General features: G+C 59.0%; 12 protein-coding genes. 11 read left to right on the top strand and 1 reads right to left on the bottom strand.

Annotated features, from left to right (window positions below; translation table 11 throughout):
• The 6 genes from tet to DW892_RS10520 all read left to right on the top strand — a co-directional run.
• Nucleotides 1-1,888: TetM/TetW/TetO/TetS family tetracycline resistance ribosomal protection protein (gene tet, locus DW892_RS09365; RefSeq protein ID WP_117767156.1), on the top strand; the 1,888-nt coding region annotated here is incomplete at its 5' end.
• Between the two features lie 300 nt (nt 1,889-2,188).
• Nucleotides 2,189-2,482: a DUF3847 domain-containing protein gene (locus tag DW892_RS10420; RefSeq protein ID WP_021631985.1), complete on the top strand. Its 294-nt coding sequence runs from the start codon at nt 2,189-2,191 to the stop codon at nt 2,480-2,482.
• Entirely contained in the window at nt 2,483-3,949 is a 1,467-nt protein-coding gene (gene mobQ, locus DW892_RS09355; protein ID WP_117767152.1) for a MobQ family relaxase, read from the top strand.
• Entirely contained in the window at nt 3,946-4,365 is a 420-nt protein-coding gene (locus DW892_RS09350; protein WP_021631987.1) for a cysteine-rich VLP domain-containing protein, read from the top strand. The genes mobQ and DW892_RS09350 overlap by 4 nt, the downstream gene beginning before the upstream one ends.
• A gap of 84 nt (nt 4,366-4,449) precedes the next feature.
• Nucleotides 4,450-4,716 (top strand): transposon-encoded TnpW family protein, encoded by a 267-nt coding sequence (locus DW892_RS10525; RefSeq protein ID WP_035300361.1) that lies wholly within the window; start codon nt 4,450-4,452, stop codon nt 4,714-4,716.
• Nucleotides 4,717-4,766: 50 nt separating this feature from the next.
• Nucleotides 4,767-4,919: a hypothetical protein gene (locus DW892_RS10520; RefSeq protein ID WP_199577705.1), complete on the top strand. Its 153-nt coding sequence runs from the start codon at nt 4,767-4,769 to the stop codon at nt 4,917-4,919.
• Here DW892_RS10520 and metK read toward each other — a convergent pair whose 3' ends face one another.
• Nucleotides 4,920-6,200 (bottom strand): methionine adenosyltransferase, encoded by a 1,281-nt coding sequence (metK, locus tag DW892_RS09335; RefSeq protein WP_117767150.1) that lies wholly within the window; start codon nt 6,198-6,200, stop codon nt 4,920-4,922.
• A 220-nt stretch (nt 6,201-6,420) separates the two neighbouring features.
• On the opposite strand from metK, the gene gltX reads away from it, so the two are divergent.
• From gltX to DW892_RS09310, 5 genes are all read left to right on the top strand, one after another.
• Nucleotides 6,421-7,896: a glutamate--tRNA ligase gene (gene gltX / locus DW892_RS09330; protein ID WP_117767148.1), complete on the top strand. Its 1,476-nt coding sequence runs from the start codon at nt 6,421-6,423 to the stop codon at nt 7,894-7,896.
• A gap of 210 nt (nt 7,897-8,106) precedes the next feature.
• On the top strand, nt 8,107-10,560 hold the full coding sequence (priA, locus tag DW892_RS09325; protein WP_117767146.1) for a primosomal protein N': 2,454 nt from the start codon (nt 8,107-8,109) through the stop codon (nt 10,558-10,560).
• 18 nt (nt 10,561-10,578) lie between these two features.
• Nucleotides 10,579-11,115, top strand: a complete 537-nt coding sequence (def, locus tag DW892_RS09320; protein WP_117767144.1) for a peptide deformylase — start codon at nt 10,579-10,581, stop codon at nt 11,113-11,115.
• Nucleotides 11,116-11,442: 327 nt separating this feature from the next.
• Complete coding sequence (gene fmt, locus DW892_RS09315; protein ID WP_117767154.1) at nt 11,443-12,363, top strand: methionyl-tRNA formyltransferase; 921 nt, start codon at nt 11,443-11,445, stop codon at nt 12,361-12,363.
• Nucleotides 12,360-13,760 (top strand): RsmB/NOP family class I SAM-dependent RNA methyltransferase, encoded by a 1,401-nt coding sequence (locus tag DW892_RS09310; protein ID WP_117767142.1) that lies wholly within the window; start codon nt 12,360-12,362, stop codon nt 13,758-13,760. The genes fmt and DW892_RS09310 overlap by 4 nt, the downstream gene beginning before the upstream one ends.
• The last annotated feature ends 33 nt before the right edge of the window (nt 13,761-13,793 follow it).

The following is a 13,793-nucleotide window of genomic DNA, read 5'->3' as shown; positions in this document are numbered from 1 at the left end:
GACCTTGACGGAGAGCCTGTTATATACCAGCGGAGCAATCGAGGCGCCCGGCAGTGTGGATCAGGGAACAACGAGAACGGACACCATGTTTTTAGAGCGGCAGCGTGGAATCACCATTCAAACGGCGGTCACTTCCTTTCAGTGGCACGATTGTAAGGTCAACATTGTGGATACTCCTGGGCATATGGATTTCTTAGCGGAGGTCTATCGCTCCCTTGCCATTCTTGACGGAGCGATTTTGGTTGTTTCTGCAAAAGACGGCGTTCAGGCGCAGACCCGTATTCTGTTTCATGCTCTGCAAGTAATGAAAATCCCAACTGTTATCTTTATTAACAAAATCGACCAGGACGGGATTGACCTGCCAGGTGTGTATCAGTCTATCCGAGATAAGCTCTCCGCAAATATGATTATTAAGCAGAACGTGCAGCTTTCCCCGGATATATCCATCATGGAAAACATGGGGCTGGAGAATTGGGATACCGTGATTGCGGACTGTGATGAATTGTTGGAGAAATATATTGCCGGAGAACCAATGGACAAAGAAGAACTTCTGCGGGAGGAAAACAGGAGAATCCAAAGCGTCTCTCTGTTTCCGGTCTATCATGGCAGTGCCAAGGTAAACTTGGGAATCCGACAACTCATTGAAGCGGTCACAGATACATTCCAATCACCCACCGGGCAGAACAGCTCTGAATTGTGCGGAACTGTGTTCAAAGTTGAGTACGCAAACCAGAGCCAACGCCTTGCCTATCTGCGGTTGTATAGCGGTACGCTTCATTTGCGGGATTCCGTAGCCTTGGCAGGGAAAGAAAAACTGAAAATTACGGAAATGCGTATCCCCTCAAAGGGTGAGATTGTCCGAACAGAGATTGCCCATGCGGGCGAGATCGTCATTGTACCCTGCGACAGTTTGCGGCTGAATGATGTGCTGGGAAACAAACTGCTGCTGCCCCGTGAAACGTGGAGCGACAATCCTCTCCCTTTGCTGCGGACAACAATTGCACCAGAGAAACCAGAACAGAGGGAACGCTTGTTAAACGCCTTGACAGAAATTGCGGATACCGACCCGCTTCTGCGCTATGAAGTAGACGCTGTGACCCATGAGATCATTCTCTCCTTTTTGGGCCGGGTACAATTGGAAATTATCTCTGATCTTCTGGTGGAAAAATATCAGCTCAACACAACTGCAAAAGAACCTGCCGTCATCTATATGGAGAGGCCATTGAAAGCGGTAAGTCACACCATTCATATCGAAGTGCCGCCCAATCCATTCTGGGCGTCCATCGGGCTGTCCGTCACCCCTCTCCCCCTTGGCACCGGAGTGCAGTATGAGAGCAAAGTTTCCGTTGGATACTTGAATCAGAGTTTTCAAAACGCTGTATTGGATGGTATCCGCTACGGTCTGGAACAAGGCGTGTATGGATGGAAGGTAACGGACTGTAAAATCTGTTTTGAGTATGGGCTTTATTATAGTCCGGTCAGCACTCCCGCAGACTTTCGGTCATTGGCACCTATTGTATTGGAGCAGGTGTTGAAAAAGGCGGGGACGCAGCTATTGGAACCATATCTTTCTTTTACACTCTATGCGCCGCAGGAATATCTCTCCAGAGCTTATCATGACGCACCAAAATATTGCGCGAGTATTGAAACGACCCAGGTTAAAAACAGCGAGGTGATTTTTACTGGCGAAATCCCTGCCCGCTGTGTGCAAGAGTACCGCAATGACCTCACCTTTTATACAAACGGGAGAAGCGTTTGTTTAACAGAATTGAAGGGGTATCAAATCGCCAGCGGCGAACCAGTTTTTCAGCCACGCCGCCCAAACACCCGGATTGATAAGGTGCGCCATATGTTCAACAAAATTCTCCCATCAATGATGGACTTATAAAATCCCTTTGGAACAAAGGGCGCACTTCTATACATGGTCTGCGACCATGTATCGTGCGCTCTGCGAGGCTACGGCCCGGACTTCCGAAAGTCCGGGCCGTTTGCGTCGCTCCGCTCCGTACAAGGGGCTGCGCCCCTTGCGCCGCTTTGCGGCTATCCCTGCGCCCTCGCTGGAAAGGTACATCCGCTCTGCGTCTGCACCTTTCCAGCGAGGCTAAAACCGAATACCGTTACCCTTGACCGTTTACCCGACACAGCAGGTAGACGGTCTTTTGTTTTGCCAAGAAGGAGGTCAAACACGATGGACAAGTCACGCGAAGAATTAGAGAAAGAGTATGCTGAGGCCACCGCTAAGTTGGAGCAGTACCAGCACAGAGGCCAGCGGTATGAGAACCGCATCCGCTACTACACCCAAGGCGAAAGGAAGAAGCGAAACCACCGACTTATCACCCGTGGCGGAGCGGTGGAGAGTATCGCCCCGGAGGTGCGCGGCATGAGCGAAAGGGCCTTTTTTCTTTTGATGGAAAAGGTCTTTTCCCTGCCGGAAGTTGCCGCCCTGGTGAGCCAAGCCACTGACCAGCAGGAAAGCGGATAATTGGCCCTGTTCCATCTCCACGTTACCCAGGTCAAACGGAGCGCGGGACAGTCTGTTGTCACGTCCGCCGCCTACCGAGCCGGGGAGAAATTGTATAGCGAATACTATGGCGAGGTCAGCGACTACACCCACAAGGGCGGCGTGGTCTGCACAGACATTCTCCTGCCGCCCCAGGCCCCCAACCAGTACCAAGACCGCGCCACCCTCTGGAACGCCGTGGAGAAGGCCGAGCGCGGCAAGAAAGCCCAGCTTGCATATAGCTTTGACATTGCCTTGCAGAACGAGTTTTCATTGGAGGAAAACATCGCTCTTGCAAGGCAATTTGTTTCGGAGCAGCTTGTGGGCCGGGGCATGATTGCCGACTTTGCCATCCACCAGCCGGACAAGGAGGACGGCGGTATTCCTAACCCGCACTTTCATGTTCTCTGCCCCATCCGGCCCATTGAGCCAGACGGCAAATGGGGGTGCAAGCAGCGCCGCCGCTACCGTCTGGACGAGGACGGGAACCGCATTATGGGAGAGGACGGCAAGCCCCTCTTTGACGCTGTTCCCACTACCGACTGGGGAAGCCCGGAAACACTGGAACATTGGCGGGAGGCGTGGGCCGCTATGGTGAACGCCAAGTTTGAGGAAAAGGGGCTGACCTGCCGCATCGACCACCGCTCCTATGAGCGTCAGGGCCTTGACCTGCTGCCCACCGTCCATGAGGGCGTGGCCGTCCGCCAGATGGAGGCCAAGGGCATCCCCACCGACAAGGGCGATCTGAACCGCTGGATAAAAAAGGCCAACAACATTCTGCGGGATATTCGGAAGAAAATCGCCGGCCTGACGGATTGGATTAAGGCCATAAAAGAAGAATTGAGCAAGCCCCAGGCCCCGACCCTTGCCGCCCTGCTGACCGACTACTATGAGGGCCGGAACGCCGGAGCATGGAGCCGCAACGCCAGGATTGGAAATCTTAAAGGTTTTGCCGAGGCCATCAATTTTCTGACCGAGAGGGGCATCGCTACGCTGGAAGATTTAGAGACCCATATCGCCGCCCAGAGTGAACGAACGGAGGCCGTCAACACATCCATGAAAGCGAAGCGTGACCGTCTGAACGAATTGAAGGAACTGCTTCGCCTTGTTGACCTCTACCGAGACACCAAGCCCGTCTATGACGAGTTGCAGGGTATCAAGTGGAAGGGCAAGCGGGAAAAATTCGAGAGGGAGCATGAGAACGAGTTGAGGACGTTCCACATGGCCCGCCGGAAGCTGGACAAGCACCGTTCCCCTGCTGGTAAAATCCCCGTTCATGCGTGGAAACAGGAACAGGCGAGGCTTCACCAGGAGTACACAGCCGAGTATGAGCAGTACAAGCCTATCCAAGACGATTTGCGGCGGCTTCAACAGGTGAAGCGGAACGCCGATGCTGCCATACACCAGCAGGAGCAGACCCAGCAGAAACGCCGGGAGGTGGAGCGGTGAACGGCATTCCCCGACTGACCTACCAGCAGTACCGAGCCGTCCGGCGGCTGGTGCATGACTGCTGCAATTATGACGGCGGCAACTGTCTTGCTCTTGATGACGGCTGGGAGCCTTGTGTCTGCGTCCAGAGTATCACCTATTCCCTGGTCTGTAAATGGTTCCGCGCCGCCGTCCTGCCAACAGACAAGGGGTTGTGTGCCGCCTTGCTCCACCGAGGACAGGCGCGGCCCTGTGCCGAGTGCGGGGCGATGTTCGTGCCGCGCTCCAATCGGGGCAAATACTGTGACGAGTGCGCCGCCAATGTGCGCCGGAGAAAGAAAGCTGCCAGCGAACGAGAACGCCGCAGGCGTGGACATTTAGAGGCTGAAAAGCCTTGCAATCAGGGGGCTTGTGGACAGTCCTCAAAGGGGGACTAATACATTCCCCTTCCCCCACTCCAACGTGGGCGGCAAAATGGCGCTCACGTGGATTAACTTTGATGAATGATGAAAGGAGAGCCTATGACCTACGACCCCAGCATGACGATCACCAGCACCATCCCCGCCCCGGAGGGGAGCGACAGCACCAGCAGAGAGGGCAAGGCCATCCCCCTGCCCGTGATGGCGGGCGGCAACGCTTCACCCGCCCCGGACGTACCGCCACCCGATATGGTAAAGACCGTTGGCGGTACGACCTTTGATATTTATTTCCATTTCAGCCAGACCAGCCGGGAAACCTTTACCGACAAGGTACTGCGCCTTATTCAATCCGATGTTGTAACCTCATAAAAATAATTTACTTTTTTCTCTATCCTTATTGACAAAACCCGAAGGGCAGCTTGATCGGTGAAGTGGGCCAGCTTCTTATCCGCAGCGGCTACCGCGTGAAAGTGCTGAACACCATCAATTTTTCCAAGAGCATGAAATACAACCCGTTGTGGGCGGTACTTCTTTTGAAAGCTTGTGCCTGTTGCGACCTTGGTGGTTCCTAATTACAGGCCGCAGGCTGCTTTGAGTTCTTCGACTCGATCGGTCTTCTCCCAGGTGAAGTCGGCGTCTTCGCGGCCAAAGTGGCCGTAGGCTGCCGTCTTCTCAAAGATCGGTCGGCGCAGGTCCAGGTCTCGGATGATCGCGCCCGGGCGCAGGTCGAAGGTCTTCTCGACGGCCTCGACGATCTTGTCTTCGGCAACATGCGCGGTACCGAAGGTGTCGACCATGATAGACAGCGGCTTGGAAACGCCGATGGCGTAGGCCAGCTCGACTTCGCAGCGGTCGGCCAGACCGGCGGCGACCACGTTCTTTGCGACCCAGCGCGCGGCATACGCGGCGGAGCGGTCGACCTTGGTGCAGTCCTTGCCGCTAAAGGCGCCGCCGCCGTGACGGCCGTAACCGCCGTAGGTGTCGACGATGATCTTGCGGCCGGTGAGGCCCGTGTCGCCCATGGGGCCGCCCACGACAAAGCGACCGGTAGGGTTCACATAGATGTCGGCGTTGTCCCACGGCATGTTCTCGGCGGCCATGACGGGAGTGATGACGTGCTCGATGAGATCGGCCTTGATCTTGCCCATGTCCTCGATCTCGGCGGCGTGCTGCGTGGAGATGACGATGGTCGTGACCTCGACGGGCTTGCCGTCCTCGTAGCGCACCGTGACCTGGGTCTTGCCGTCGGGGCGCAGGTAGCGCAGGGTTCCGTTGTGGCGCACGGCAGCCAGTCGCTCGGCCAGGCGGCTCGCCAGGTAGTGCGGCATGGGCATGAGGGTCTTGGTCTCGTTGGAGGCATAGCCAAACATCATGCCCTGGTCGCCGGCGCCGATCAGGTCGATGGGGTCGGTGGTGGCGCCGGTCTGGGTCTCGAAAGACTCGTCGACGCCCTGGGCGATATCGGGCGACTGCTCGTGGATGAGGTTCATGACGCCGCAGGTATCGCAGTCAAAACCGAACTTTGCGCGGTTGTAGCCAATGCGGCGGATAACGCCACGGGCAATCTCCTGCACGTCGACGTAGGCCTGGGTGCGGATCTCGCCGGCAACGATGACGGTACCGGTGGTCACGAGGGTCTCGCAGGCGCAGCGGACGTTCTCAACGTTGGCGGGCACGCCGTTGGGCGCAATGTAGCCCTGCTCCTGCAGCTCTATTTCTTTAGCGAGGATTGCGTCGAGGACGGCATCGCTGATCTGGTCGGCGATCTTATCGGGATGACCTTCGGTCACCGATTCCGACGTAAATACAAAGGACCCGTGTTGGGGTGGGATGGAACGAAGTTCTTCTGGCATGATTGTCCTTTCAAAAACGTGTCCCGGCGACCGTTACCATTCCGCCGAGCTCTATATGCAAGGGTTCATCATATCGCGTAAATCAAACATTCACACCCTTTCCGCACCTACTCATTGGGGACAGACTTAAATGAGTGGGTCGGTGCCCTTTGTGCGGAGGTTGCTTTGTTGCTTTATACTGGTGCAGTTAGACATCCATCCTGCAATCGAGGAGATTTCCATGGCATCAGACGTTCGCGTCCGCTTTGCACCCTCACCGACGGGCAAGCTGCACATCGGCGGCGCCCGCACCGCTATCTATAACTGGGCTTTCGCCCGCGCTAACGGCGGCACGTTCATCCTGCGCATCGACGACACCGACCCCACCCGCTCCACCGACGAGAACACGCAGATCATCCTGCGCGCCATGCGTTGGCTGGGCCTGGACTGGGACGAGGGTCCCGAGGTGGGCGGCGACTTTGGCCCCTACGCCCAGACCGAGCGCCTGGACCTGTACAAGCAGGCCGCCCAGAAGCTTTGGGACGAGGGCAAGGCCTATCCCTGCTTCTGCACCAAGGAGCAGCTCGACGCCGACCGCAAGGCCGCGCAGGAGCGCAAGGACCCCTTCCAGGGCTATCAGCGCCGTTGCCGCGATCTTGATCCCGAGGAGGCCCGCCGCCGCATCGAAGCCGGCGAGTCCTACGTTCTGCGCATCAAGGTGCCCGAGGATCGCGGCGACGTCGTCATCCACGACGCCGTCCACGGCGAGGTGACCTTCGACGCCAAGGAGCTCGACGACTTCGTCATCTTCCGCTCCGACGGCACGCCTACGTATAACTTCGCGACCGTCGTCGACGACGCCATGATGAAGATCACCCATGTCATCCGCGGCGACGACCACCTGTCCAACACCCCGCGCCAGGTCATGGTCTACGAGGCCCTCGGCGCGCCCGTGCCTACGTTCGCCCACATCTCCATGATCTTGGGTGCCGACGGCAAGAAGCTCTCCAAGCGCCACGGCGCAACTTCGGTGGAGGAGTACCGCGACGCCGGTTACCTTTCCGACGCCTTCGTCAACTACCTGGCGCTGCTTGGCTGGTCGCTCGACGGCGAGACCACGATCATCCCGCGCGATGTCCTGGCCAGCAAGTTCTCGCTCGACCGCATCTCCAAGAACCCGGCGACCTTCGATCCCAAGAAGCTCGATTGGGTCAATGCCGAGTACATCAACGGCATGTCCGACGCGCAGTTTGCCGATGAAATCATGGTCCCCGAACTGCACGAGGCAGGCCTCATCGAGGGCAACGTCGAGTACGGCGAGGACTGGATTGATGCGCTTGCCGCCATCGTCAAGCCGCGCACCAAGATGCCGGCCGACGCCGTGACCGTCGCCGCTCCCATCTTTGCTACGGCCGAGACGCTCGAGTATGACGAGAAATCCGTTAACAAGGGCCTGGCCAAGGAGGGTATGGGTTCCATTCTGGACGCCGCCAAGGCCGCGCTCGAGGGCGTGGACGAGTGGACTGCCGAGGCCATCGACGCCGCGCTTGAGCCGCTGCCCGAGCAGATGGACCTCAAGAAGCGCGTGGTATTCCAGGCCGTGCGCGTCGCCGTCTGCGGCAACATGGTGAGCCCCCCGCTGGGCGAGACCATGGCGCTCGTCGGCCGCGACGACTGCCTGGCACGCATCGACCGCGCCCGCACGATGGCGCTGTAGTAGACGCGTAAACGCATGTATCCGAGCCCCGTTCCCCCGAGCGGGGCTCTTGTTTCTGTACCGATGAGTGGGTTGCTGGGACAAAATAATCAGTAGTGTTTGTCCCATGTTCGAGTGACGCAACAAGCTCGACACTCGTATCGGCCATGGGACAAAAACCACTGATTATTTTGTCCCACCCCTTTCAGGTCCGTTCGTTAGAGGTGGTGTATGGCTCAACAACTGTCGCTGTTTGGTTCACCGGAACCGGAGGAAGCTCCGGTGAAGCCCAAGCCTGCCGCTGCCTCGGCTCAGTCTAAGCCTGCGCCCGAGCCCCCTGCCGCCTACGCGAGCGTGGTCCTCGACATCCCCACCCGTGCGCTGTCGGATCCGTTTGCTTACGGCATCCCTGAGTCCCTTGCCAACGAGGCGCAGATCGGATCCACGGTCCTGGTCCACTTTGGTAACCGTGCGGCCGCGGGCTATATCGTCGACATTGCGCCTGAGCTGAGCGACCTACAGGGCTACAATGCTCTCGACCCCGCGCGCATTAAAACCATCGAAGCCATCCTCAGCAAACCCCTCTTTACCGCCGAGGCTGCCCGCATCGCACGTTGGATGAGCCGCGAGTATGTCGCGACGCTTTCCGAGTGCCTGCGCCTGTTCCTGCCCCCGGGCGGCAGTCCGCGCGTCGTTAAGGGCGATGACGGCGCATGGTCGGTTGAGCGCCCCGCCGTCAAGCCTATCCAAAACCGTTGGGTGATGCTTACGCCCGAAGGCTTTGACTATACGCCGCCCAAGACCGCGGTCCGCCAGCGCCAACTCATCGAGGCGCTCCGGTGCGGCCCGGTCACGACGCGCGACCTCAACCTTCTCTATAACAGCATGTCGGCGACCATCAAGGCGCTCAAAAAGCGCGGCGTCGTGGTGGTGGAGGAACGCCGTGCGTGGCGTGGCTGCAGCGAGCAGACCACGCTGTCCTCGGCAAGCGGCAAGGCGCCGGTCTCCCTTACCAACGGCCAGCAACAGGCGCTCGCGCAGATTGAGCGCGCCCGTCTGGACGCTCATGGCGACGTGGTGTTGGTCGACGGCGTCACCGGCTCCGGCAAAACCGAGGTTTACCTCTCCGCCATTGAGCGCGTGCTTGCAGCCGGTCGCTCGGCCTGCGTGCTGGTGCCCGAGATTTCGCTGACGGCCCAGACCGTCGGCCGCTTCCGTTCGCGCTTTGGCGAGACGGTCGCCGTGTTCCATTCGCGGCTTTCGGCCGGCGAGCGCCTGGACCAGTGGGATATGGTTGCCAGCGGTGCGGCCCGCGTGGTCGTCGGCGCACGTTCGGCGCTCTTTTGCCCGCTTGACGACCTGGGCCTCATCATCATTGACGAGGAGCACGAGACCAGCTACAAGCAGGGGTCCAGTCCGCGCTACCATGCGCGCGAGGTGGCAGCCGAGATGGCGCGCCGCTATCGCTGCCCGCTCGTGCTGGGGTCGGCCACGCCTTCTGCCGAGGCCCTCGACCGCTGCCGCCGCGGCATGTATAACGGTGCCACCTGGACGCGTGTCGAGATGCCCGAGCGCCCCGGACACGCCGTGCTGCCTACGGTCCGCATTGCTGACCTGCGTCGCGAGTTCTCGCACGGCAGCCGCTCCATGTTCTCAAAACCCTTGATGGAGGGATTGGAGCGTGTGGTCGGGCGCCGCGAGAAGGCCGTGTTGCTGCATAACCGCCGTGGCTTTGCGCCATTCCTGATGTGTCGCGAGTGCGGCTGCGTTCCCACCTGCAACCACTGCTCCACCGCGCTTACGTATCACGAGCGCACACACACGCTGCAATGTCACACATGCGGATCCTCCTGGCGCGTGCAGCCGTATCCCGCGCCCACGAGTCGCTGCCCCAAATGTGGCAGTCGCTACCTGGCAAAAATGGGGCTGGGCACGCAGCAGATCGAGGACGCTCTGCACCAGTTGCTTCCCGAGGACGTTGCCATCATTCGCATGGATGCCGATTCCACGCGTGGCAAGGATGCGCACAAAAAGCTGCTCGAGCAGTTCGATGCGGCGGATTGCGCCGTGTTGCTGGGTACCCAGATGATCGCTAAAGGTCTCGATTTTCCCGAGGTCACGCTCGTGGGCGTGGTCAATGCCGACTTCGCCCTCAAGCTGCCGGACTTCCGCGCAGGGGAGCGCGCCTACGATCTGCTGGAGCAGGTGGCGGGCCGCGCCGGCCGCGGCGATCGTCCCGGCGAGGTCATCATCCAGACCTATCTGCCCGAGGATCCGATCATTCGCGCCGTCGCCGAGCACGACCGTTCTATCTTTACCGACTACGACCTTGACCAGCGGCGCGACGCGCTGTATCCGCCCTTTGTGCGCCTGGTCAACATTTTGGTGTGGTCGACGAACGCGGATGACGCGCAGGACTACATTGGGCGCATTGCAAAGCTTCTTAAGCGCCGCTGGCATGCCGCGGCGCCCGACTTTTTGAGGGCGGGGGGTGCCATGCCGCAGGTGCTGGGCCCGGCTTCGTGTGTAATCGAGAGAGCCAAGGACCGTTACCGCTTCCATCTGCTTGTGAAGTCGCCCGTGGGGTACCATGTCTCTGATGATATCGACGCCTGCCTCAAAGAGGTGGGCTCTGTGCGCGGCGTGAGCGTGAGCGTTGACGTCGATGCCTATGATTTGATGTAACAACCCGAAAGGATGGCCATGGAAGCCAACGGAATCGTACTGTCGCCCGACCCTCGCCTGCGTCAGGAGTGCGCCGTGATCGAGGAGATCACCCCAGCGATCGAGGCGCTTGCCGAGAAGATGAAGAAGATGATGTTCGACAACGGCGGTTGCGGCCTGGCTGCTCCGCAGATCGGCGAGCTTATTCAGCTCGTCACCATCGACTGCGACTACAGCGACAAGAACGACTACGACCCGTACGTGCTCATCAACCCTGTCATTGTTGAGCAGAGTGACCATTTGGTGCCGTTTAGCGAGGGCTGCCTGTCTATCCCCGGGATTAGCTGCGAGATTGAGCGTCCCGACCATGTCGTCGTCGAGGCGTATGATCTGGACGCCAACCTGATTCGTTATGAGGCCTCGGGCGATCTGTTCTGCGTGTGCCTGCAGCACGAGATCGACCACCTGCACGGCAACACCATGTTCGAGCGCCTTAAGCCCATGCAGAGGCTCAAGGCCGTCAAGGAGTACCAGGACGCCCTGGCCCGCGGCGCTCGACCGGGCGAGACGGAGTAGGCCCCACCGTCCCCGGTGCTGAGCGCCCACATATCATCCCGTGCTCAAACATTCTCGCTTTGCTGCGAAACTGCGCGCGGGACGATATGTGGGCGCTCAGCACCGGGGACTGCGTTGTTCTGGCTCGGTTCGCCCGGGTGCCGTCGGGCCAGGGATGGGCGTCTTCGCTGATGGGTGCTTTGCTGAAAGAGCTGCTTTTATTGCGGCTCTTTCTTTGGTTTTGGGTATATTTGTTCTTGTTGAAATGTTATTGCGGATGGGCTGGTGATTTGGCTTTCCGCTGCTCTTTGTAGCCGTCTCGGCTTTGGTTGAGGGGAGATGTCCTTTATGCGTATTGTGTTTATGGGTACGCCTGATTTTGCTGTGCCTTCGCTGACTTCGCTTGTGGAGGCTGGGAATGAGATTGCGCTTGTTGTTACTCGTCCCGATGCTGTTCGTGGGCGTGGTAAGAAGCTTGAGCCGTCTCCTGTTAAGGCTAAGGCGCTTGAGCTGGGGTTGCCGGTTGTTGAGGCAAATCGTATGACGCCTGAGGTTGTTGAGGCACTTCAGGCTGCCCGGGCTGACATTTTCTGTGTAGCTGCTTATGGCTGCATTTTGCCCGATGAGGTGCTGCATATGGCGCCGCTTGGTATTGTGAATGTTCATGCTTCGCTGCTGCCTCGTTGGCGTGGGGCTGCTCCTATTCAGCGTGCCATTCTTGCTGGTGACGAGGTCGCCGGCGTTTCTATTATGCGCATTGGGCATGGCGTGGATACCGGCGCCTATTGTGCGCAGGCCTCGACCTCGGTTGCCGGTAAGCATGCCGAGGCGCTGACTATGGAGCTCGCTGAGCTCGGCGGCAAACTGCTTGCCGATATGCTTCCTTCTCTTGCCGATGGCATCGCCGTGTGGATCGAACAGGACGAGGCGCTCGTTACCCATGCTGCCAAGATTTCTAAGCAGGAGATGCGCTTGGATCCGCAAATGTCGGCGCTTGATTGCGTGCGTCATGTGCTGGCCTCATCCGATACCGCGCCTGCTCGTTGCGTGATTGCCGGCAAGACCGTGCGCGTGCTCGATGCTTCGCCGGCTGATGTGTCGCTTGGCGAGGGTCAGGTTCTCGTTCAGGCTAAGCGTGTTTACCTTGGCCTTTCCGATGGCTCGGTTGAGTTGCTCGAGGTTAAGCCTGATGGCAAGCGTGCTATGGTCGCTTCTGCTTGGGCTGCTGGCCTGCAGGGTGCCGATCTTTCGTGGGGTGTTTTGTCATGAGCAAGCTGTCTCCCGCGCGCAAGCTTGCGCTCGATGTGCTGATGGAGGCCGATCGCCGTGGCATGTATGCGCGCGACGTGTTGTCTTCCCGTGCTTCCGCCAAGGCCATTGACCAGCGCGATTCTGCGTTTGCCGCTCGCTTGGCGCTCGGTGTTGCCGCCACGCAGGGTGTTTTGGACGAGCTGCTCGATCAGTTTCTCGACAAGCCCAAAAAGGTTGCGCCGCGCGTTCGCATGGCGCTTCGTATCTCGGCCTTCGAGATGCTCTACCTGCATACGCCGGGCCGTGTTGCCGTAAGTCAGGGTGTTGAATTGGTTCGTTGCGGTGCTAAGTCCGCCGCCGGCTTGGCCAATGCTGTACTGCATAAGGTTGCGGACAATGTTGAGGACTTTGCCACGGCATCCGACATGGATGAGTCCGAGCGACGCTTGGTTCGTCTGTCGCGCCTTATGGGTCTTCCTCGCTGGCTGTGCGCTCGCATTATGGCGTCGTTTGACACGCCCGAGGGTGCGCTTAACTTTGCCGGCAATCTGGCCCCCGCGCCGCTGGCCCTGCATGAGAACGCCTTTGCGACTAAGCTCGATCCGTATATTTCGCAGCTTGTGGCACCCGTGTTCCCGGGCTGCCATGCCCCGGTTGATGCCCAGGTTACCGTTGCTTCGGGTGTGTTTGAGCGTGCTGCCGCGGTGGCATCTGATCTCAACGCGCAACTTATCGCCACAGCTGCCACGCGCCCTGGTAGCTGCCTTGAGATTGGTGCTGGTCGTGGCACCAAGACCTATGTGATGATGTGCCAGGCCAAGCGTGCGGGCTATGAGCGTCAGCATACGGCGCTCGATCTGCATGATCGCAAGTGCGATCTGAATCTCGCTCGCCTGCATAAGGCCGGCATTCAGGGCGTTCGTACGGTTTCGGGTGATGCTTGCGAGCTTGATGAGGTGCTCACATCATTTGATGCCATGCTTGGCGAGCCGGTTAAGTTCGACACGGTCTTTATCGACGCGCCGTGCTCTGGCACCGGCACTATGCGCCGTCATCCCGAGATTCCGTGGCGTCTGACCGAAAAGGATGTGACGGTTGAGCTGCCCAAACTGCAGCTGACGATGCTCAAAGAGGCTGCCGCGCGCGTGGCTACTGGCGGCGAGCTCATCTATGCGACGTGCTCGGTCTTTGACGAAGAGAACACGCAGGTCGTGGATGCTTTCCTAAACTCTCCCGAGGGTACCGGTTTTAGCCTGGAGCCGCTCTCCGAGGCGCAGATCCTGCAACTGCCCGATTTCGAGCAGGCCAAGAAGCTAGTAGCCGTCCGTCAAAACGACCGTGGCCTCTTCCAAAGCGTGCCGGTAAACGCTGACTCCTACGACGGCCACTTCTGCGCCAGACTAGTCCGTAAGTAACTACTAAGTTGCGGTGAAATAGGGATTGAAAAG

Origin of the sequence: Collinsella sp. AM40-7AC, from assembly GCF_003468125.1 — a bacterium.
GTDB classification, from domain to species: domain Bacteria; phylum Actinomycetota; class Coriobacteriia; order Coriobacteriales; family Coriobacteriaceae; genus Collinsella; species Collinsella aerofaciens_O.
The sequence above is the reverse complement of the archived record's forward strand: the minus strand, read 5'-3'. Positions and strand labels throughout refer to the sequence as shown.

Excerpts from the sequence above, each read along its gene's own strand:
- DW892_RS10420 (WP_021631985.1), top strand. The coding sequence starts at position 2,189 with ATGGACAAGTCACGCGAAGAATTAGAGAAAGAGTATGCTGAGGCCACC.
- DW892_RS10525 (WP_035300361.1), top strand. The coding sequence starts at position 4,450 with ATGACCTACGACCCCAGCATGACGATCACCAGCACCATCCCCGCCCCG.
- metK (WP_117767150.1), bottom strand. The coding sequence starts at position 6,200 with ATGCCAGAAGAACTTCGTTCCATCCCACCCCAACACGGGTCCTTTGTA.
- gltX (WP_117767148.1), top strand. The coding sequence starts at position 6,421 with ATGGCATCAGACGTTCGCGTCCGCTTTGCACCCTCACCGACGGGCAAG.
- priA (WP_117767146.1), top strand. The coding sequence starts at position 8,107 with ATGGCTCAACAACTGTCGCTGTTTGGTTCACCGGAACCGGAGGAAGCT.
- def (WP_117767144.1), top strand. The coding sequence starts at position 10,579 with ATGGAAGCCAACGGAATCGTACTGTCGCCCGACCCTCGCCTGCGTCAG.
- fmt (WP_117767154.1), top strand. The coding sequence starts at position 11,443 with ATGCGTATTGTGTTTATGGGTACGCCTGATTTTGCTGTGCCTTCGCTG.
- DW892_RS09310 (WP_117767142.1), top strand. The coding sequence starts at position 12,360 with ATGAGCAAGCTGTCTCCCGCGCGCAAGCTTGCGCTCGATGTGCTGATG.